Below are 20,556 nucleotides of genomic sequence, written 5' to 3'. Positions count from 1 at the left end.
CGGGGGGAAGGCGCGCAGCGACTCAGGGGGGATTTCACAAGCCCAGAATCATCTTGGAGATGATGTTCTTCTGGATTTCGTTGGAGCCACCGAAGATCGACAGCTTGCGGTAGTTGAAGTAGTTGGCCGAGGCCGTGGCGGCTTCGTCGATGCCGCCTACGGGCGCCTGGTCATGGCCTTCGTACTGGGCCTCGTCGATATAGGGCACGGCATACACGCCCATGGCTCGGCGGATCAGCGACAGGATCTCCTGGCGGATCTCGGTGCCGCGAATCTTCAGCATGGAGCTTTCGGCACCGGGCACGCCGCCACCGGCCACGGCGGCAATCACGCGCAGATTGGTGGTCTTCATGTTCTCCAGGTCGATCTCGACGCGCGCCATGCGGGCCGCGAACAGCGGGTCCTGGTTCAGCGGCTGGCCGTTCTTGTGCACCTTGGCGGCGATGACCTTGAGCTTGGCCAGAGCCGAGATGCAAAAGCCCACGCCCGCAATGCCGGTGCGCTCGTAGGTCAGCAGATACTTGGCATAGGTCCAGCCCCGGTTTTCCTCGCCCACCAGGTTCTCGACAGGCACCTTCACATCGGTGAAGAAGACTTCGTTGACTTCCTTGTCGCCGTCCAGCGTGCGGATGGGGCGCAGCTCCACGCCGGGGCTGTTCATGTCCACCAGCAAAAAGCTGATACCGGCCTGAGCCTTGGCCTCGCGGTTGGTGCGCACCAGGCAGAAGATCATGTTGGCGTGCTGGCCCTGGGTGGTCCAGGTCTTCTGGCCGTTGACGATGTAGAAGTCTCCATCGCGCACGGCTGTGGTCTTCACCGAGGCCAGATCGGAGCCCGCGCCGGGCTCGGAATAGCCCTGGCACCACCAGTCCTGCCCGCTCAGAATGCGCGGCAGCCAGTACTTCTTTTGCTGCTCGTTGCCGTACTTGATCAGCACCGGCCCCAGCATGTTCACGCCAAAAGGCACGATGCGCGGGCCACCGGCCAGGGCGCATTCGGTGTCGAAGATGAACTTCTCGACCGCCCCCCAGCCCGGGCCTCCATGCTCCTGGGGCCAGTGATTCGCATACCAGCCGCGCTCATTGAGAATGGCATGCCATTCATCTTGATCAGCCTTGCTCAGGCGCTGGCCGGCCTTGACCTTGGCCGAAATATGCTTGGGCAGCTTTTCCTTGAGAAAACTCTGCACCTCGGCGCGAAACGCCTCTTCCTGGGGGGTGAATTGCAAATCCATTGCTATTTCCTGGTAATCCATGGCGCAGCGCGCCTTTGCAGCCTCTGACACCGGCACGCTCTGAACCAGAGGCGCCGAGCAAGAGCCGTCTCGCAGCAAAGGCGTCGTCCCCCTCCCGAAGAGAGAGGGGGAAGCGGCGCCAGCCGCTCAGGGGGTGTTTAGAAAATCTCGAACAGGCCAGCAGCGCCCATGCCGCCGGCGATGCACATGGTCACCACGCCCCACTTGACCTTGGGGTTGCGGGCCTTGCGGCGCTGGCCTTCGAGCAGGATGTGGCCGGTCAGGCGTGCGCCCGTCATGCCGAAGGGATGACCGATGGCAATCGCGCCGCCGTTGACGTTGAGGCGCTCGTTGGGAATGCCCAGCTGACGCTGGCAATACAGGGCCTGCGAGGCAAAGGCTTCGTTCAGCTCCCACAGGTCGATGTCATCCACCGTGAGGCCGTGGCGCTTGAGCAGCTTGGGCACGGCAAACACGGGGCCTATGCCCATCTCGTCAGGCTCGCAGCCGGCCACGGCAAAGCCGCGGAAAGCACCCAGGGGCTTGAGGCCCAGACGCTCTGCCAGCCTGGCTTCCATCACCACGCAGGCGCTGGAGCCGTCGGACAGTTGCGAGGCATTGCCGGCCGTGATGAAGTTGCCCGGGCCCTTCACAGGCTCCAGCTTGGCCAGCCCCTCCAGCGTGGTGCTGGCGCGGTTGCAGTTATCGTGCGTGGCCACCACGTCGCGGTAGGTGACTTCGCCGGTTTCCTTGCTCTTCTCCATCATGCGTGTGGAGCAGGCAATGATCTCGTCCTTGAACAGATCGGCGGCCTGGGCCGCAGCCGTGCGCTGCTGGCTTTGCAGCGAGAACGCATCCTGGTCTTCCCGCGTGATGCCGTAGCGCTTGGCGACCACATCGGCGGTGTCGATCATGGCCATGTACAGCTCGGGCTTGTGCTCCACCAGCCAGGGGTCCATGTCGGTGGGCAGATTGTTGCCGGCTCGGATGCCGGAGATGGTTTCGATACCGCCGGCCAGCATCACGTCCACGCCTTCGGCCACGACGCGACCCGCCGCGATGGCGATGGATTGCAGACCCGAGGCGCAAAAACGCGTGATGGTGGTGCCGGCGATCGACAGCGGCAGCCCGGCGCGCAACACGGTCTGGCGACCCAGATTGCGCCCCTGGAAACCGTCGGGGTTGCCGCAGCCCAGAATCAGGTCCTCGATCATTTCGGGATCGACACCCGAGCGCTCCACCGCCGCCTTGACGGAGAAAGCAGCCAGCTGGGCGGCAGGAGTGATGTTGAACTCGCCACGATGCGACTTGGTCAGCGGTGTGCGGGCGGTGGAAACGATAACGGCTTCACGCATGGTGCTTGTCTCTGTGAATGTTGAAAACTATTTCTGATAGCTGTCTGCGCTTGTCATTCATTGACTTCAGATACTTTTCATACTGAAACCCATACAAATCAAGCGCTAGAAGCTACTTTTTTAAATTAACCGGGCGATAAAAACTGGCGCACTCCAAGCGCGAGACGCCGAGCAAGAGCCGCCTCGCGGCGGGGCCGCCCAGGCGATGGCGTCGTCCCCTCCCGAAGAGAGAGGGGAAGCCGCGCAGTGGCTCAGGGGTGTTACTTGTTCAGGCTTTCGAAGTTGCGCCCCTCGGCCACCAGCTTCTGCAGCAGCGGCGCAGGCTTCCAGAACAGCGCGTCTTCCTTGGCAAAGGCCTCGATATCGGCCAGCACCTTGGGAAGGCCCTGCATATCGGCCCATTTCATGGGGCCGCCGCGGTGGCGCGGAAAGCCGTAGCCGGAGATAAAGGTCACGTCCACATCCAGCGGGCGCAGCGCAATGCCCTCGCCCACCACCTTGGCGCCTTCGTTGACCATGGCGGCCATGTAGCGGCGCATGATTTCCTCGGCCGTGAACGAGCGCGCTGTCACGCCCTTCTTGGCGCGCTCGGCATCCACAATCGCCAGCACTTCGGGGTCGGGCTGACCGATGCGCGCGCCTTGCGGATAGAGGTAGAAGCCGCGTCCCGTCTTCTGGCCGAACCAGCCGTTTTCACAGATGCGGTCGGCAATCTCCACATAACGGGCCTTGGGGTCGCGCGTGGCAGCACGGCGCTTGCGTGTGGCCCAGCCGATATCGCCACCGGCCAGGTCGGTGACCTGGAAGGGCCCCATGGCAAAGCCAAAGCCGCGCACGGCTTCGTCGATCTCGTAGGGACTGGCACCGTCTTCCATCAGGTAGTCGGCGGCCTGCTTGTAGGTGGCCAGAATGCGGTTGCCGATAAAGCCGTCGCAGACGCCGGCGCGCACCGGCACCTTCTTCATCTTCTTGGCCAGCTCGAAGGCCGTGGTCACCACATCGGGGGCCACCTTGGCGGGCACGACGATCTCCAGCAGCTTCATGATGTTGGCCGGGCTGAAGAAGTGCAGACCGATCACGTCCTGCGGGCGGCTGGTAACGGCGGCAATCGCGTCGATGTCCAGATACGAGGTGTTGGTGGCCAGCACGGCGCCGCTCTTGCAGACGCGATCCAGCTCCTTGAACACGGCCTTCTTGACCTCCAGGTCTTCGAAGACCGCCTCGATCACTAGATCCACATCGGCAATGTCGTCATAGCGGGTCGAAGGCGTATAGCGCGCAAGAATAGCGGCCTTGGCCTCTTCGCTCATGCGGCCCTTGGCGATCAGGCCGTTGTAGACCTTCTCCACATTGGCCTGGCCGCGTGCGATGGATTCGGCATCACGCTCGATCATGGTCACGACCAGGCCGGCATCCAGCGCCGAGACAGTGATGCCCGCGCCCATGGTGCCGCCGCCGATGATGGCGATCTTGCTGAAGGCGCGTGGCTGGGCGGCACGGGCTTCGGGAATCTTGGCCGTCTCGCGCTCGGCAAAGAAGGCGTGGATCAGGCCGGCGCGCTGCGGGCTGTCGATACAGGCCAGAAACTGGGCACGCTCGAACTTCAGGCCTTCGGCAAAAGGCAGATCCAGCGCGGCCTGCACGCAATCGATGATCTTCAGGGGCGAGAACAGACCGCGAGACTTCTTGGCGGTGTCGGCGCGCAGCACATCGAGTTCCGCCTGGGCGGCGGCCTTGTCAGCCAGGCGTCCCGGCGTGGCGCTGACGGGACGCAGCGGCGCGCCCTGCGCCAGCAGTTCACGCGCATAGGCCAGGCCGGCGGCGACGGGGTCCGCCCCCTCTTCCAGCTTGTCCACCAGACCGGCTGCCAGTCCGGCTTTGGCACCGATCTGCTGGCCGCTGAGCATCAGCTCGGTGGCGGCCTTCACGCCCATCAGACGCGGCGCACGCTGCGTGCCGCCGGCACCGGGCACCAGACCCAGCGAGACTTCAGGCAGGCCCAGCTTCGCGCTAGGCAATGCCAGACGGTAATGCGCCGACATGGCGATCTCCAGACCGCCGCCCAATGCTGCGCCATGAATCACGGCCACCACGGGCTTGCTGCAGGCCTCGATACGGTTGCAGACATCGGGCAGGAAGGGCTGGACCGGAGGCTTGCCGAATTCGCGGATATCGGCACCGGCGATGAAAGCCTTGCCCTGACCCACGATGACCACGGCCTTGACCGCGGCACTGGCATCGGCCTGCTCCATGGCCGCCATCAGACCCTGGCGCACGGCAGCACCCAGCGCATTGACGGGCGGATTGTTGACGCTGACGAGCAGGACGTCACCGTCTTGCTTGAGTTCGACGACAGAGGTGCTGGCTTGGGCGGTCATGCGAGTCTCCTGAATCTCTTTATGGAATGGGCTTTATTTTTACGACGACAATGTTTTCTAACAATCCCATGAATCATTGACAGACTGTCAAAGGAAATTGGACAAACACGCCATGGACTCCCAATCGCTAACCCTGCTGGTCGAAATCATTGATAGCGGCAATCTCAGCCAGGCAGCGCGCAAGCTCAAGATGACGCGTGCCAATGTGAGCTATCACCTGACCCAGCTGGAAAAGGCAGCGGGCGTGCAGCTGGTCAAGCGCACCACGCGCCGCGTGGAGCCCACGGAGATCGGCATGCGCCTGTACGAGCATGGGCGCAACATCCACAACGAAATGCTGGCCGCACGCGAGGCCATCACGGCGCTGGGCCAGAGCCTGCAGGGCCGCGTGGGCATCAGCGTGCCCAGCGGCTACGGCCAGATCGTGATGAGCGAATGGCTGATCGAGTTCAAGCGCCTGTACCCGGGCATCGTGCTTGACGTGCTGTTCGAAAACCGGGCCGACAATCTGCGCGACGATGTGGACATCATCGTGCGCGTGATCCAGGAGCCGCCCCTGTCCCTGGTGGCGCGCAGCCTGGGCACGGTGCGCTACCTGGCCTGCGCCTCACGCGAATATGCGCAGACCCACGGCCTGCCCAAAACCCTGCATGCCCTGCGCGCCAGCCCGCTGATCACCGCCGGAGTCACGGGGCGGCAATTACGCCTGGCCGCCTATCTGGGCACCGAGCGCCACGAAGTGATGCTGGAGCCCACCATGATCTCCGAGCATTTCCCTTTTCTGCGCGACGGCATTCTGGCCGGCCTGGGGGTAGGCCTGGTGCCCGACTATGTGGTGCAGGACAAGCTGGCCACGGGCGAGGTGCTGAGCACGCTGGACGAGTACCGGCTCAGCATTTTCGGCACCCATATGTATCTGCTCTACCTGCCCAACCGGCATCAGACCAAGGCCGTGCGCACCTGCATCGATTTTCTGCTGGCCAAGGCCCAGCCCGAAGCCACCCGGCTGGCCGCGATGCCCCAGCCCTGAGGCGCAACGCAAAACGCCAGCGAGCAGGCTGGCGTTTTCATTCGGACAGAGGCCTCAGGACAGGCTGCGGCTCAGATTCTGTTGGCGCCAGCTGCTGGGGCTTTGCTGAAAATGCTTGCTGAACCAGCGCGTGAACGAGCTGTTCTCGGCAAAGCCGGCCTGAGCGGCCGCTTCACTCACCGACAGCTGCGGATTCTGCAGCGCACGCAGCGCGGCCTGGCTGCGCACGGCGTCCAGCGTTTCCTGAAAGCTGGTGTTCTGGGTTTCGAGGTGCCGCTGCAGCGAGCGGGCCGTATAGCCAAGCGCGCCGGCCACATGGGCAATGCTGTGGCGTCCATGGGGCAGCAGCGACTGCAAGGTGCTGCGCACCTGCTGCTCCAGCGATCTGGTCGTGGGCCGCGGCGCATGGCTCTCCATCAGGCTGCGGGCGTGGCTCTCCATGAGGCTGTCGTGATCGGCATCGATGGCCTCCAGATCCTCGTTGCTCACCACGATGCCATCGAAGTCCGAGCCGAACACGATCTCGCTGCCCAGCACGCGGCGATGGCTCATGGTGCTGCCTGGCGAACTGTGCGAGAAGTGGATGCTGGCCGGGCTCCAGCCCCTGCCCAGCTGATATCGGCACAGACTCATCAGCGCCGTGATGCCCAGCTCGACCGGGTGGCGCCCCGGATTCTCGCGCTCGGTATCCAGGTTCAGCTGGATGATGGAATAGCGCCCCTGGGTCACCACCTCCGTGCCCACGGTGGTGCTGATCATGTGGTCATAGTCCTTGAAGGTCTTGAGCATGCAGGAGAGGCTGGCCTGGTGCTGCAGCAGCAGGCTGATCGGCCCGAAGTCGGACAGACGCCAATGCGAGCCCATGAGCAGGCCCAGCGAGGCATGCCCTGCCTGGGCGGACGAAACCTCAAGCAACTGCGCAAACGCAGCTTCGGGAACCATGAGATCGGGAGAATTCAGGCAGCTGTGGTCCAGCCCCACCTGGCGGAACATGCGCAGCGGGTCGATGCCGAGCTCATTCGCCACCTTGGCGTATTTGCACAGGCTCACACTTCGGATACGGGGCTTCATCGTGACCAGGAAAACGGTTGACCCGGGTACTGCGCAACAGGCCCGGATTTCATGGATGGACACAGGCCTTAATGGCAACCTGCGTTTCGGGTGTTGATGTTTATCAATATCACAACAAGCAGTCAATCAATGGATACCAGTAGATCACGACAGATATGACGCCTCGGCGCGCAGATGCGTCCACTTCAAGACACCCCAGGCCCGGCCCTAGGGTTTTCCTTGCACACACCCAAGAGGGCAACAAGCTGACGTGATCGGTCAAGCCCCGGGACTGTTGCTGCGCCGAGAATTTTTCCATCAGACGGCGGCGTCCTGCATCAAGGCCTTGCCGGGTACTTAGGAGAAGACCATGAAAGTCGAACAACTGACCTGCAGCATCGGCGCTGAGGTTTCCGACATCCACCTCGGCGATGCGTCCCGCGACAAGGGCCTGGCCGAGGAAATTCGCGCCCTGCTGCTGCAGCACAAAGTGCTGTTCTTCCGCGATCAGGACATCACGCGTGCCGAGCATGTGGGTTTTGCCCGCCACTTCGGCGATCTGGAGGATCACCCCGTGGCCGGCAGCGACCCCGACCACCCCGGTCTGGTGCAGATCTACCGCAGCGAAAAGCGCGAAAACTACGAGAACACCTATCACACCGACGGTCAGTGGCGCGAGAACCCGACCATGGGCTGCGTGCTGCGCTGCATCGAAGGCCCTGCCGTCGGTGGCGACACCATCTGGGTCAATATGGCCGAGGCCTACCGCAATCTGCCCGAGGACATCAAGAAAAAGATTGACGGCCTCAAGGCCAAGTCCAGCATCGAGCACGGCTTCGGCGCCGTCATGCCCGAAGAAAAGCGTCTGGAGCTGGGCCGCCAGCATCCCCCGGTCGAACATCCCGTCGTGCGCACCCACCCCGAAACCGGCGAGAAAATTCTCTACGTCTGCAGCTTCACCACCCACTTTGCCAACTACCACACGCCCGAGAACGTGCGCTATGGTCAGGACAAGACGCCCGGTGCCAGCATGCTGCTGAACTATCTGATCAGTCAGGCGGCCATCCCCGAGTACCAGGTTCGCTTTCGCTGGAAGCCCGGCAGCGTCGCCATGTGGGACAACCGCTGCACCCAGCATTACGCCGTGCAGGATTACTGGCCCGCCGCGCGCAAGATGGAGCGCGCTGCCATCATCGGCGACAAGCCTTTTTGAGCGAGCTATCCGAGCCGCTTTTCTGCCCCTTTTTTTGACCAGCTATTGCCAGCCACCTGCGCCGCATGCCGGCCGCCGGAACACGATGCATCGCACCAGCACTGCGCAAAAACAATAGCTGGCATCGCTTTACTGTCATCGAAGATAAATTCATAGCTGCCTGAAACGCTTTCAAATAAAGCGCAGGCAGCTATTATTTTTTCATCATCACCTCCTGCATGAATGTGCGCCTGACCAGGCCTTGCCTTGCGCCAATCGCGCCCTGAGGCCGATGACAGAGCGCAGGCCCGGGAGGGCGACAGCACTGCAAGATACAGAGATACAGCCTGCCATTGCTGTAAGCCATGGCACACGCGAGCCTGACGAGCCTGAATATGACAATGGTGGTCCTCGTCAACCGCGCCTGCAGCATCTCTGCTCGGCGAGCCGGTGGCGAGCACTGCAGCGTGCGGTGTGGGGCGCGCGGCGTGCGCATCACGGACCTCCCGCGCCTTGACAGCTGCGAGCTGGCCAGAGGCATGCTCAAGACCATCCATCCGCAGCCCCCCGGCCCAGACGCCTTCACCAGGCCTGTCTCAGGCCCGGCCCCAGCCTTGCCAGAGCCATTTTTCCAGGTCTGCCCAAAATCATCCGGGCATGAAAAAGGCCTCCATCGCGGAGGCCGTTTTTGCGCATGTCAGTTCAGCAGAGACCGCTTGCAGGCGAAGCCGTGATCGGCCTGCCTGCAAGCCTGTCCCGGAAGATCAGGAGGTCTTCCTGAGGAAACCCTGGTTGGCGCCGGGCCGGTTGGGCGCAAAGCCGTTGGCGGCCAGGCTTTCCTCCACGCTGTCGTAGAACACGCCGATCTTGCTGATCTCGCGCGCCTCCTTGGCGGTGGCGACAGGACGACCGAATTCGCGCGAGATGCGCACCAGCTGCTCGATTTGCGAGACAGTGCTGGCCTTCTCGGTACGCGTCTGGTTCCACAGGCAGTCTTCGGTGCCGCAGCGCACATGCAGACCGGCGGCAATGCCCCACATATTCACGGGCAGCACGTTGCGCACATTGCTTTCCACGGTCAGCACGGCCCCATCGGGCACGGCGCGCACAAAGTTGGCCAGGCTGTACAGGCTGGGCGTGTCCATGCCGCCAGCGATCGCCACCCAGTTCATGACCAGCGGGCCCATGTAGAAGCCGCGGCGCATCAGGCGCTCCACCGACTCGAAGCTGTTCAGGTTGTAGCACTGGAAGGCGCTCTGGATGCCGGCCTTGGTCAGGCGGCGCACATGCTCCTCCACCCAGCCCGGCTGGGCGGGCACGGTCATTTCCTTGTAGGCATTGAACAGCGTGGGATTGGCGCGCGAGGTACCGGCAAAGTCCGCGTCTTCGGCCTGATCGGTCACGTTCATCTGCGAGGTGTTCACCGTCACGGTCACCTGATCGGGCACCGGGTCCAGATCGGCCAGCATGTGGCGGGTGTCGTCGGAGAGCCATTTGGCCGCCTGACCTTCGTCTTCGGGAGCAAAGCTGATGGAGCCGCCGACCTGGATGATCATCTCGGGAACGGCCTTGCGCACGCCGGAGATCAGCTCGTTGAACTTGGACAGGCGCTTGCTGCCCTTGCCATCAAGCTCGCGCACATGCAGGTGCAGCACCGTGGCGCCCGCGTTGTAGCAGTCCACGGCTTTCTGGATCTGCGCCTCCATGGTGACGGGAATGTCTTCGGGGAAGTCCGAAGGCAGCCAGCCCGGAGCATAGGGCGCCGCCGTGATGATCAGGGGTTGCTGGTTTTCGGGGAACAGGTGGCCGTCGAGAAAGTTCATGACATGTCTCCAAGTGAATGCGGGCTTCGACGGACAGCCATGGCCGCGGCTTGCCTGCCCTGTGCAATGCCGCCAGGCATTCAAAAGGCATGGGCAACACCGGCCAGCAGGCACCGAATCGTCGAAATTGAAAGCAATTTCACTTTAGGAGAGCTGTCTACAAAGCGTTTGCCCTAGGACGCTCAAAGCTTGGCAAAGTGCGCCAGAGCACGCGGGCGCTCCGATGCGCCCTTGCGCCGAACCGGACCGTCGCAGCTGTGCCGCGACGATGAATGCAGCCTGCCGGCCTGTCGCTGCTCCTATCGCAGCCGGCTGCCTAACCGCGCCAGGCGGCCTCGATGGCGGCGATATCGATCTTCCTCATCTCCATCATGGCTTCAAAAGCCCGTCTGGCCGCCGCGCGATCCGGGTCGGCAATGGCCGTGGTCAGCACACGCGGCGTGATCTGCCATGACAGCCCCCAGCGGTCCTTGCACCAGCCGCACTGGCTTTCCTGACCGCCGTTGCCGACGATGGCGTTCCACAGGCGATCCGTTTCCTCCTGGTCGTCCGTCGCGACCTGAAACGAAAACGCCTCGTTGTGCTTGAAGACAGGGCCGCCGTTCAGGCCCAGGCAGGGAATGCCCATGACCGTGAATTCGACCGTCAGAACATCGCCTTGCTTGCCGGAGGGGTAGTCGCCCGGTGCGTGGTGAACCGCGCCCACGGCGCTGTCGGGAAAAATCTGGGCGTAGAACCTGGCGGCTTCCAGGGCCTCGCCTTCGTACCAGAGACAAATCGTGTTTTTGCTGACCATCTTGGCTCTCCTGAACAGGAACTGATGAATGTCTGCAAACCCGCAGACCGCAAAACCCTCTCGTCGATGCGCCGGTGCGTCGATGCGCCGATGCATTGGAGGCTTTCGGCGTCTGTGCATTGAAGCCGCATTTCTCCCGCGCTTCAATCCCCATATCAGGAGCGCAGGGTCATCCCCTGCCAAACAGCCTGGCTGTCCGGCTCTCGCCACGGCTGCGGCCCGGACGGTTTCCGGTGCGCTCGGGGCCGCATGCGGAACCACGCGCACCCTGCCTGGCCCTGGGGCCGCACAACGGAACTCTGAAGCCGCCGCTCGGCACCGGTCGGCTTACCCCATCGCTGGCGCACACCAGAGCAATCGAATCTGCTTTAGATCAAGCCAATGCACTTTATTTTTGTCTAGTCATATAATTGACTACACATATATAAGACTGACACTTGAAACCTACGTCATGAAATTCACTCTGAACGGCCAGGAAGTGGACGCGCAAAGCGCCGCTGCCGACACACCTCTTTTGTATGTGCTGCGCAACGACATGCAGCTCAACGGCCCCAAGTTCGGCTGCGGCCTGGGCGAATGCGGTGCCTGCGCCGTGCTGATCGACGGCAAGGTGGCTCGCTCCTGCTCCGTCCCCCTGAAGGCCGTCGACGGCAAGAAAGTCACCACGCTGGAAGGCCTGTCGCCCGACGCCAGCAAGGCCGCCAGCGCGCAGGCCCTGCAGGACCGCGCCGTGCTCGATGTCAGCGCCGCCGAGACAAAGGCGCCAGCCACCGCACGCACCTACACCCTGCATGTGGTGCAGCAAGCCTTTGTCGATGCACAGGCTGCGCAGTGCGGCTATTGCACCAACGGAATGATCATGGCGCTGGTTGCCCTGTTCAACCAGCAGCCCAAGGCCAGCGACGAAGAAATCAGGCATGCCCTGTCCGGCCATCTGTGCCGCTGCGGCACCCATGTGGAAATCATGCAGGCCGCCGCGCGCGCCCGTGAGCTGATTGCCAAGGGCCACAGCCCGGCCCTCCCCGCCGCCGGCGCATCCACCACCGCAAAGGCTGCCTGATCATGAAATTCTTCACCAAAGACAATCACGCCCAGCTCACCCGTCGCCAGCTGCTCAAGGCCGGCGGCATGCTGATGGTCGGCTCTGTAGCAGGTGGCCATCTGCTGATGGCCCAGACCGCCCCCGAAGCGGCTGCCAAGGGCGCTTTCCCCATTCCCTCGGCCAAGCTGGTGGACAGCTTCATCGCGATTGGCGCCGACGGCTCCGTCACGGCCTACAACGGCCACGTGGACCTGGGCACGGGCGTGCGCACGGCTCTGGGCCAGTTGGTGGCCGACGAGCTGTATGTGGACTTTGCCGCCGTGACCATGGTGCTGGGCCATACCGCCCGCACCCCGGATCTGGGCCCCACCATTGCCAGCAACACCATCCAGGTGTCGTCCCTGCCCATGCGCCATGCCGCAGCGCAGGTGCGCCAGCTGCTGATCAAGCTGGCCAGCGAAAAATCCGGTGTTCCCGCCGAGCGCATCACCACCCAGAAAGGCTTTGTCATCGCCGGCGGCAAGCGCTACGGCTATGGCGAGCTGGTTCAGGGCCAGGATCTGCAGATCGAGGTCGACGACAAGATCGAGCTGCGCAAGTCCGGCTTCGAGTACATCGGCAAATCGGTGCAGCGCGTGGACATCCCCAACAAGGTGCTGGGCGCGCTGACCTATATCCACGACCTGCGCGTGCCCGGCATGCTACACGGCCGCGTGATCCGTCCTCCATACACCGGCGCCGATGCCACGGCGCCGCTGGGCTCCAGCCTGGTGTCGGTGGACGAGAAGTCCATCGCCCATCTGCCCGGCATCGTCAAGGTCGTGGTCAAGGGCGACTTCGTGGGCGTGGTGGCCGAGCGTGAAGAGCAGGCCATCGCTGCCATGCGCCAGCTCAAGGTCACCTGGAAGGAATGGAACGGCCTGCCCGATATGTCGCTGAGCGGCCTGCACCAGACCCTGGTGGACCACGCCAAGACCGACCGCGTGCTGCAGGAAGACGAAGGCGCGCTGCAGGCCATCGAGCAGGTCAAGACTGCGCTGACCCGCGACTATGTCTGGCCCTATCACGCTCATGGCTCCATCGGCCCGTCCTGTGCGATTGCCGAAGTGGGCAACGGCCAGATCCAGGTCTGGACCGGCTCGCAAAACCCTCACGACGTGTGCAAGGACATTGCCAAGCTCATGGACGTGAATGCCGACAACATCAACGTCACCCGCCTCGAAGCCTCTGGCTGCTACGGCCGCAACTGCGCCGACGACGTCTGCTCGGATGCGGTGCTGATGTCTGCCGCCGTGGGCAAGCCCGTGCGCGTGCAGCTGATGCGTGAGCAGGAAGCCGGCTGGGAGCCCAAGGGCACGGGCCAGCTGATTCGCGTGCGCGGCGGCCTGGACGAGCAAAACAATGTGGCCGCCTACGAGCTGCGCACCTGCTACCCCTCGAACAACGCCTCGGCGCTGGCATTGATCCTGACGGGCAAGGTGTCCGCCAAGATCGAGGCCCAGCAAATGGGCGACCGCACTGCCATCCCGCAGTACGAATACCCCAAGATGCGCGTGATCTCCCAGGACGCCGTGCCCATCGTGCGCGCCTCGTGGATGCGCGGCGTCTCCGCCCTGCCCAATGTGTTCGCCCATGAGTCCTGGATCGACGAATGCGCCTACCTGGCCAAGGCCGACCCCATCGAGTACCGTCTGCGCTACCTCAAGGACCCCCGTGCCGTGGCGCTGATTGCCGAAGCCAAGAAGCAGTGCAACTGGCAGGAAGGCCCGGCGCGCCGCAATGCGGCACCTGAAGATCAGCGCCTGGTCAAGGGTCGCGGCTTTGCCTATGCCCGCTACTTCCACAGCAAGTTCCCCGGCTACGGTGCGGCCTGGGCGACCTGGGTGGTCGACGTGACCGTGGACCGCGAAACCGGCGAAGTCAAGGTCGACAAGGTCTTTGTCGCCCAGGACACCGGCGCCATGGTCAACCCCGCAGGCGTGCGCCATCAGGTGCACGGCAACGTGGTGCAGTCCACCAGCCGCGTGCTCAAGGAATTCGTCACCTTCGACAAGAGCGGCGTCACCTCCGTGGAATGGGGCGGCTACCCCATCCTGCGCTTTGACGAGCTGCCCGAGATCGACTCGCTGCTGGTCGAGCGCCCCAACGAAGCGCCCATGGGCGCCGGTGAATCGGCGTCCGTGCCCAGCGCCGCCGCCGTGGCCAACGCCATCTTCGACGCCACCGGTGTGCGCCTGCTGGAAGTGCCGTTCACGCCCAGCCGCGTGCTGGCCGCGCTCAAGGCCGCCAAGAGCGGCGCCGCCTCGTCCAAGTGACTCCACCGATAAAGAACATAGATATGCGAACGTTCCAAAAGATTCTGGCGGGCGGTGCGGCTGTAGTGGTCGTGCTGGCTGCCGCCGGCCTGGCTCTCACCCATCAGGGCGAGATTGCGCCCCAGTCAGCCATTCCCGCTGCCGACTTCACGCCCCAGCAGATTGCCAAGGGCAAGCTGCTGGCCGCCATGGGCGACTGCGCCGTCTGCCACACTGCTCCCAACGGCAAGACCAACGCGGGCGGTCTGGCCATGCCCAGCCCCTTTGGCACCATCTACACCAGCAACATCACGCCCGATCTGCAGACCGGCATCGGCGGCTGGAGCTATGAAGCCTTCGAGCGCGCCATGCGCCACGGCGTGGACCGCGAAGGCCAGTACCTCTACCCTGCCTTCCCCTACACGGCCTTCAGCCGCGTGACGGATGAGGACATGAAGGCCTTGTACGCCTTTCTGATGAGCGAGCCTGCCGTGGAGAACGAGGCGCCCAAGACCGCGCTGAACTTCCCCTACAACGTGCGCCGCGGCATTGCGGCCTGGAACTGGCTCTACCTCAAGCCCGGCGTCGTCAAGGACGATGAAAAGCAGGCTCCCGAGTGGAATCGCGGTGCCTACCTGGTCGAAGGCCTGGGTCACTGCAGCGCCTGCCACACACCGCGCAACGGCCTGGCCGCCGAGAAAACGGGTGAGTTCCACCTGAGCGGCGGCAGCGCCGAAGGCTGGGATGCTCCCGCTTTGACGGACAAGACTGCCTCGCCCCTGCCCTGGACCAAGCAGGATCTGGTCGACTATATGAAGACCGGCTTCTCGGCCCGTCACAGTGTGGCAGCAGGCCCCATGGCTCCCGTGGCCCACGGCCTGTCGCAGCAAAGCGATGTCGACCTCGACGCCATTGCCACCTATCTGATGAGCTACCGCAAGGCCGACGCCGCCCCCGGCGATGCCAAGGCACTCATCGAAGAGAAGACCGCCAAGCCCAAGCTGGCACTCGATGCCGAAGGCTATCGCCTGTACCAGGGCGCCTGCATGGCCTGCCACAAGGCAGACCCTTCGGGCAGCAGCTTCGGCGTGCGTCCCCAGCTGGCCCTGAGCACCAGCCTGCACTCCGCATCGCCCGACAACGCCATCATGGCCGTGCTCGAAGGCGTGCAACATCCGGCCCATGCCGACCTGGGCACCATGCCGGCCTTCCGCCATGCGCTCAGCGATGCACAGATCGCCACCCTGCTCAACACCATGCGTGCCCAGTACGGCGTGGACGAGTGGAAGGACCTGCCTGCCAAGGTAGGCCAGCTGCGCAAGCAGACCCAGGCGCATTGACAGCAGGCGCTGCCAAAGCGCTGCACAGCTCTGCACAAGCCGGCCTTCCCTGTCCTTCAGGCCTCGGAAGGCCTTTTTGCGCGTGATCATTTACGGGTAGCGCCGCTACCCGGTGCCCGCCTGATGCTTCAAAATTGCAGCGAGCGAGAGAAACAGAGAAAGCAAGCAATGGACAATATCGACGTCTTGGTACTCAAGGCACTGCGTGACTGGCGCTCGGCCGGCCAGCATGCCTTGCTGGCCACCGTGGTGCGCACCTGGGGCTCGTCCCCACGCCCCGTGGGCTCCATGATGGCCTTGCGCGAGGACGGACGTGCCATTGGCTCGGTATCCGGCGGCTGCATCGAAGACGATTTGATCGCCCGCCATACCAAGGCCCTGAACCAGAACCTGGGAATTCCCGACGGTCCGCCGCAGCTGGTGCGCTATGGCGTGAGTGCCGACGAAGCCCACCGCTTCGGCCTGCCCTGCGGCGGCACGCTGGAGCTGCTGCTGGAATTCAATCCCGATGCTGCCAGCCTGCAGCAACTGGTGGCCGAGCTGGAAGCCGGCTCACTGGTGAAACGCAGTGTCGACTGCAGCAGCGGCGAAGTCAGCCTGCAGACGGCCGAGCACCCCGACGCGCTGGAGTTTGACGGCCAGCAACTCGTCAACCACCTGGGCCCCGGCTACCGCATGCTGCTGATAGGCGCAGGCGCCCTGGCCGAATACCTGGCCACCATGGCCTTGTTCAACGGCTTCACGGTCACCGTCTGCGACCCGCGCGAGGAATACATGGGCAGTTGGTCGGTGGCCCAGGTCAACACCGTCACCGACATGCCGGACGATGCCGTCACAGCCTTCAAGCCCGATGCGCGCAGCTGCATCGTCGCCCTCACCCACGATCCCAAGCTCGACGATCTGGCCCTGCTCGAAGCCCTGCACAGCCCGGCCTTCTATGTGGGCGCCATCGGCTCACGCCGCAACAACCACTCCAGGCGCGAGCGCATGATGGAACACTTTGGCGAGACCGAAGCCTCGCTGGCCAGGCTGCGCGGCCCCATCGGTCTCTATATCGGCAGCAAGACTCCGGCAGAGATCGCGGTCAGCGTGATGGCCGAGATTCTGGCCGTGAAAAACGCCGTGCCGCTGCCGCAGGCCATGTCGGTGGAAGCGGCCAAGCACGAGCATGACATCGCCATGAACGAGGCCAGCACGCATTGCGCCATTCCGGAAATCCTCCAGCCGGGCTCGGCGCGCTGATATCCGGCGGTTCAGGCCTGTAGCGCAAAATCCACGGCCGCTGCGGCGTGCAAGGCCGTGGTGTCCAGCACCGGCAGTACGCTGTCTGCGGGCTTGATGAGCAAGCCGATTTCCGTGCATCCCAGCACCACGGCCTGCGCCCCGCGGGCCGCCAATGACTCGATGGCACGCTGATAGAGCTTGCGCGACACATCGCTGATCTGCCCCGCGCAAAGCTCCTCATAGATGATGCGATGCACCTGCGTGCGCTCGACCTCGCCTGGCACCAGCACCTTCAGGCCGAACTGCTGCTCCAGCCTCTCGCGCATGAACGGCTGCTCCATGGTGAAGCGCGTACCCAGCAGCCCCAGTACCTGCACACCGGCTGCGCGCGCAGCCGCCCCGACCGGGTCGGCTATGTGCAAAAACGGGATCGACACGGCTGCCGCCACCTGATCCGCCACCTTGTGCATGGTGTTGGTGCAAAGCAGCACACAGTCGGCGCCGCCGGCTTGCAGACGCCGGGCGGCATCGGCCAGCAGCGCTGCCGCATCATGCCAGCGGCCTTCATGCTGGGCCTGCTCGACAGGGCCGAAGTCCACGCTGTACATCAGCAGCCTGGCCGAGCGCAACGCACCCAGACGCTCCCGGACACCTTGGTTGATCAGGCGGTAGTACTCGGCGCTGGATTCCCAGCTCATGCCGCCGATCAGGCCTATGACGCGTTGCGGCCCGGTGCTTGTTTGCAGGTTTTGATTCATGAGCGGCAGTGTGATGCCGGCCGGCCGCCATCGTCTATCATGAAATTTCAGCAAGCCATGAAGACCCACCTGATTCAGCCTTCGGCAACCGATACGCCAGCGGTACAGATCCACTTGCTCAGCCGCGCGCCCTACAGCAGCCGCGATCCGGTGCGCATGCATGCGCTGGGCATTGCGCTGCAAAGACAGCAAGGCGTGCACGCCATTGCCTCCGACAGACGCGTGGACTTCGATACCTGGCCCGGCACCCTGAGCTATACGCCGCCGGGCGTCGAGGTATTTTCCGAGTCGGCCACCGGCGGCGAATACCTGGTGCTGCGCCATGGCGTCCATGAGACTGACGCTCCCAGGCCATCGCAGCGCGTCACACGACACGGTCAGCGCGCAGCCTTGCAGATAGCGCAGCATCTGCGCCTGCTGCTGCTCAGCCCCTGTCTGGACGCTCTGGCCATCGAGCAGGCTGCGCTGCGCTTCATGGCCTGCCAGGAGGGCAGCGCCTGCGGGGCCGACGCGCGCCCCGGCTCTGGCTATGCGCGCGTGCTGGACCGCATTGCCGCCGAGTTCGAGCGGCCGCTGAGCATTGCCGATCTGTCCGCCATGGTGGGCATCAGCCCCTTGCGCTTTCTGCGTGAGTTCACACGGCTCACGGGCATGACGCCGCATGCCTGGATCATGGAGACCCGGCTGCAGGCGGCCCGCGCCATGATGCAGGACGCCGAACTACCCCTCCCGCAAATCGCGCTGGAATGCGGCTTCAACCACCAGTCGCATATGGGCCATGTGTTTCGCAAGCACCTGGGGCTGACGCCAGGCCAGTACCGGCAATATCACGGTCTGAAGCACGCAGGCTGCCCCTGAATCGCCGACCTCTGGGCCTATGGTTCACATACGGTTTCATTGCCGGACACACAAAGTGCGGCCTGCGGCCCGCACCTCACTTCAAGCAGCATTCAAGCGGCGTACCATTGCCGCCTCAATGACGACCGCCAAGAAAAAGAAAACGCCTGCGCGCAAGCGCGGCAAAGCTTCCAGGACTGCTGGCAACAGCCTCTCCCGCATCAGGCGCTTTGCCCTGTCTGCGGGCGCTGCGGCACTGGCCAGCTTCCAGATTGCCAGCTGCAGCTTCAATCCCAGCGTCTCCGCCGAGAAACTGCTGGGCCAAGCGCTGGCAGCCCTGCATATCCCCGCACTTGATGCGCTCAGCCAGACCCTGCAGGCCTTTCGCAAGAACGGCTGGCCGGATCTGGATGATCTGCGCTCCGGCTCCGGTTCCGGCGCCCACACGCCCAGCGTGGGCGGCAAGGTGGACAAGGCCGATGTCACGGCCACAGCCCTGCCCACGCACTTTGCCCGCTGCCCCCAGTTCTTTCCCGGCGGCAAGGCACCGGCCCTGCAGCTTCAACCCCGCGAGCGCGAGCTGTGCTTTTCGGGTTTTGCCGTGCTGCACAACGGCAGCACCAAGACCCCGGTATTCGTCGCCGAGCGCCTGAATCGCCAGGTACTGCAGCAGGCCCAGGGCTTGCAGCGCAGCGACAAGTTCTATGCCGACGCCCGCCTGCCACGCGCCGAGCGCTCCGAGCTCGACGACTACAAACGCTCCGGCTTCTCGCGCGGCCATATGGCCCCGGCGGCCGACATGAGCACACCCGAGGCCATGGCCCAGAGCTTCAGCCTCGCGAACATGGTGCCGCAGAACCAGGTGCACAACGCGGGCGCCTGGAGCCAGGTGGAACAGGCCACGCGCAAATATGCGCTGCGCGCCCGGGGCGATGTCTTTGTCTTCACCGGCCCTGTCTTCAACAAAAACGCCTCCACCATCGGTGAGAGCAAGGTGGCGGTGCCCGACTACCTCTTCAAGCTGGTCTATGACGCCAGCACCGGCAAGAGCTGGGTGTACTGGCAGGCCAATAGTGCCGACACCCGCATGGGCCCGCCCATCAGCTACGAGGAATTCACGCGCCGCACCGGCATGCCGCTGCTGTCGGCCGTGAGTCTGCCTCATACATAAAAATGAGCTGACTGCGCAAGCCATTCATTGTTTTCAACGGAATTTCATATCGAAATCAATGAATGACGCTCGTAAATAGCTACTTTTTTAATAGCAAACCAGACCCACAGAGACTCTGCGGATTCAAGCCTGCCCGCCCTCCAGCTTGAGCATCACATCCGACAACAGCGGGGCCTTCTGGCGGGTGCGCTCATTGGCCATGCCGGTAAAACCACACTTTGAATACATGGACATCCAAGATGCTTCGGTGAGTGCAGAGCCGCACCCCAGGACAGCTGCTGCCCCAGCCTTCAATACCGCAACCATGCGGGCGATATTGAACGTTGGTGCGAGCTTCTTTCTTAGAGGGTGATGACCTTGTCGGCCGCCAGCGTCCAGTCGGCCAGTTCAGGCAGAGTACCGATTTCCACGCCGGCAATCAGTGTCAGCTCGGCCAGGCCTCGCGCCAGCGCGCAGGTGCGACACAACCTGACGCTCACGCCCTCGGCAACCAGATGCTCGACCATAGCCTGCAGACCGCTGCCCGCGCCATCGTGCTGATTGGGCAGGCCGACCACGGTGGCGTCGGACATCAAAAAGACTTTCACCTCAGGCCTGGAATCATGGCCGCGCAAGGCCGTCGCCACGCGCAGCGCCGACAGGCAGCGCTCGCTGCCATAGGGCGCGGCGTGAACGATGATGACGATTTTTTGGGACATTAAAAATTCCTTAGCAAATAGTGCAACTCCCAAAACTGGCGCAACCCGACAAAGAGACAGCAAGCCAGCGCCTCAGCGGGAGTTACTTCCTGATCAGGTATCGAATCGTCGGCCCGTTCTGCTGAATCTCCAGCACCTCATAGCCGTGATTCCGGGCATCCAGCGGAATATTGTTGATGGACTGCGGGCAGTCCGAGACCACTTCCAGAATCTGGCCCGGCTGCAGGCTGGGCATGGCTTCCAGCGTGGCCACGGCGGGGTATGGGCAAGGCTCGCCCAGCATGTCGAGGCGGAAATCGGGAACGTATTTGGAGTCACTCATGATGGATTCCTT

General features: G+C 63.6%; 18 protein-coding genes. 8 read left to right on the top strand and 10 right to left on the bottom strand.

Features of this window, described 5'->3' with window-relative positions; genetic code table 11:
* Positions 1–34 precede the first annotated feature (34 nt).
* The 3 genes from AAIL67_RS18255 to AAIL67_RS18245 all read right to left on the bottom strand — a co-directional run bounded on the left by AAIL67_RS18255 (position 35) and on the right by AAIL67_RS18245 (position 4,967).
* A complete protein-coding gene (locus AAIL67_RS18255; protein ID WP_034377742.1) occupies positions 35–1,234 on the bottom strand; it encodes an acyl-CoA dehydrogenase family protein in 1,200 nt (399 codons plus the stop codon).
* A 158-nt stretch (positions 1,235–1,392) separates the two neighbouring features.
* Entirely contained in the window at positions 1,393–2,589 is a 1,197-nt protein-coding gene (locus tag AAIL67_RS18250) for an acetyl-CoA C-acyltransferase (RefSeq protein WP_343484525.1), read from the bottom strand.
* A 260-nt stretch (positions 2,590–2,849) separates the two neighbouring features.
* On the bottom strand, positions 2,850–4,967 hold the full coding sequence (locus AAIL67_RS18245) for a 3-hydroxyacyl-CoA dehydrogenase NAD-binding domain-containing protein (RefSeq protein WP_343484524.1): 2,118 nt from the start codon (positions 4,965–4,967) through the stop codon (positions 2,850–2,852).
* Between the two features lie 112 nt (positions 4,968–5,079).
* On the opposite strand from AAIL67_RS18245, the gene AAIL67_RS18240 reads away from it, so the two are divergent.
* A complete protein-coding gene (locus AAIL67_RS18240) occupies positions 5,080–5,997 on the top strand; it encodes a LysR family transcriptional regulator (RefSeq protein WP_034356056.1) in 918 nt (305 codons plus the stop codon).
* Positions 5,998–6,051: 54 nt separating this feature from the next.
* Here AAIL67_RS18240 and AAIL67_RS18235 read toward each other — a convergent pair whose 3' ends face one another.
* The gene (locus AAIL67_RS18235) at positions 6,052–7,068 is read right to left on the bottom strand and encodes an AraC family transcriptional regulator (protein WP_343484523.1); all 1,017 of its coding nucleotides are present in this window, start codon (positions 7,066–7,068) and stop codon (positions 6,052–6,054) included.
* A gap of 349 nt (positions 7,069–7,417) precedes the next feature.
* On the opposite strand from AAIL67_RS18235, the gene AAIL67_RS18230 reads away from it, so the two are divergent.
* Positions 7,418–8,260, top strand: a complete 843-nt coding sequence (locus AAIL67_RS18230; protein WP_003062631.1) for a TauD/TfdA family dioxygenase — start codon at positions 7,418–7,420, stop codon at positions 8,258–8,260.
* 5 nt (positions 8,261–8,265) lie between these two features.
* Here AAIL67_RS18230 and AAIL67_RS18225 read toward each other — a convergent pair whose 3' ends face one another.
* The 3 genes from AAIL67_RS18225 to AAIL67_RS18215 form a co-directional block, all read right to left on the bottom strand.
* The gene (locus AAIL67_RS18225; RefSeq protein ID WP_156507141.1) at positions 8,266–8,796 is read right to left on the bottom strand and encodes a hypothetical protein; all 531 of its coding nucleotides are present in this window, start codon (positions 8,794–8,796) and stop codon (positions 8,266–8,268) included.
* Positions 8,797–9,003: 207 nt separating this feature from the next.
* Positions 9,004–10,062: a 3-keto-5-aminohexanoate cleavage protein gene (locus AAIL67_RS18220; protein WP_034356064.1), complete on the bottom strand. Its 1,059-nt coding sequence runs from the start codon at positions 10,060–10,062 to the stop codon at positions 9,004–9,006.
* A gap of 316 nt (positions 10,063–10,378) precedes the next feature.
* Positions 10,379–10,858, bottom strand: coding sequence for a VOC family protein (locus AAIL67_RS18215; RefSeq protein WP_034377747.1), 480 nt, complete (start codon positions 10,856–10,858; stop codon positions 10,379–10,381).
* A gap of 451 nt (positions 10,859–11,309) precedes the next feature.
* Here AAIL67_RS18215 and AAIL67_RS18210 point away from each other — a divergent pair, with 451 nt between their 5' ends.
* The 4 genes from AAIL67_RS18210 (at position 11,310) to AAIL67_RS18195 (ending at position 16,776) form a co-directional block, all read left to right on the top strand.
* Positions 11,310–11,918: a (2Fe-2S)-binding protein gene (locus AAIL67_RS18210; protein WP_012839568.1), complete on the top strand. Its 609-nt coding sequence runs from the start codon at positions 11,310–11,312 to the stop codon at positions 11,916–11,918.
* Positions 11,919–11,920: 2 nt separating this feature from the next.
* Entirely contained in the window at positions 11,921–14,215 is a 2,295-nt protein-coding gene (locus AAIL67_RS18205) for a molybdopterin cofactor-binding domain-containing protein (RefSeq protein ID WP_343484522.1), read from the top strand.
* Positions 14,216–14,238: 23 nt separating this feature from the next.
* Positions 14,239–15,534, top strand: a complete 1,296-nt coding sequence (locus AAIL67_RS18200; protein WP_034405025.1) for a cytochrome c — start codon at positions 14,239–14,241, stop codon at positions 15,532–15,534.
* A gap of 168 nt (positions 15,535–15,702) precedes the next feature.
* Positions 15,703–16,776, top strand: a complete 1,074-nt coding sequence (locus tag AAIL67_RS18195) for an XdhC family protein (RefSeq protein WP_343484521.1) — start codon at positions 15,703–15,705, stop codon at positions 16,774–16,776.
* A gap of 11 nt (positions 16,777–16,787) precedes the next feature.
* Here AAIL67_RS18195 and AAIL67_RS18190 read toward each other — a convergent pair whose 3' ends face one another.
* Positions 16,788–17,516, bottom strand: a complete 729-nt coding sequence (locus tag AAIL67_RS18190) for an aspartate/glutamate racemase family protein (RefSeq protein ID WP_343484520.1) — start codon at positions 17,514–17,516, stop codon at positions 16,788–16,790.
* A gap of 57 nt (positions 17,517–17,573) precedes the next feature.
* Between AAIL67_RS18190 and AAIL67_RS18185 the strand changes: the two genes are divergently transcribed.
* A complete protein-coding gene (locus tag AAIL67_RS18185) occupies positions 17,574–18,374 on the top strand; it encodes an AraC family transcriptional regulator (protein ID WP_343484529.1) in 801 nt (266 codons plus the stop codon).
* Positions 18,375–18,492: 118 nt separating this feature from the next.
* Positions 18,493–19,524 (top strand): DNA/RNA non-specific endonuclease, encoded by a 1,032-nt coding sequence (locus AAIL67_RS18180; RefSeq protein WP_343484519.1) that lies wholly within the window; start codon positions 18,493–18,495, stop codon positions 19,522–19,524.
* A gap of 341 nt (positions 19,525–19,865) precedes the next feature.
* Here the strand turns inward: AAIL67_RS18180 and AAIL67_RS18175 are convergent, their stop codons facing one another.
* Positions 19,866–20,222, bottom strand: a complete 357-nt coding sequence (locus AAIL67_RS18175) for a DsrE family protein (protein WP_224648718.1) — start codon at positions 20,220–20,222, stop codon at positions 19,866–19,868.
* An 82-nt stretch (positions 20,223–20,304) separates the two neighbouring features.
* Positions 20,305–20,544 carry a sulfurtransferase-like selenium metabolism protein YedF gene (yedF, locus tag AAIL67_RS18170; protein ID WP_343484518.1) on the bottom strand — a complete coding sequence of 80 codons (240 nt, stop codon included), beginning with the start codon at positions 20,542–20,544 and terminating at the stop codon, positions 20,305–20,307.
* Between the last annotated feature and the right edge of the window lie 12 nt (positions 20,545–20,556).

This window comes from Comamonas sp. A7-5, assembly GCF_039581385.1.
In the GTDB taxonomy this organism is placed as follows: Bacteria; Pseudomonadota; Gammaproteobacteria; order Burkholderiales; family Burkholderiaceae_C; genus Comamonas; species Comamonas thiooxydans.
Note: the sequence above shows the minus strand (reverse complement) of the source record. Positions and strands in the feature narration are given on the sequence as shown.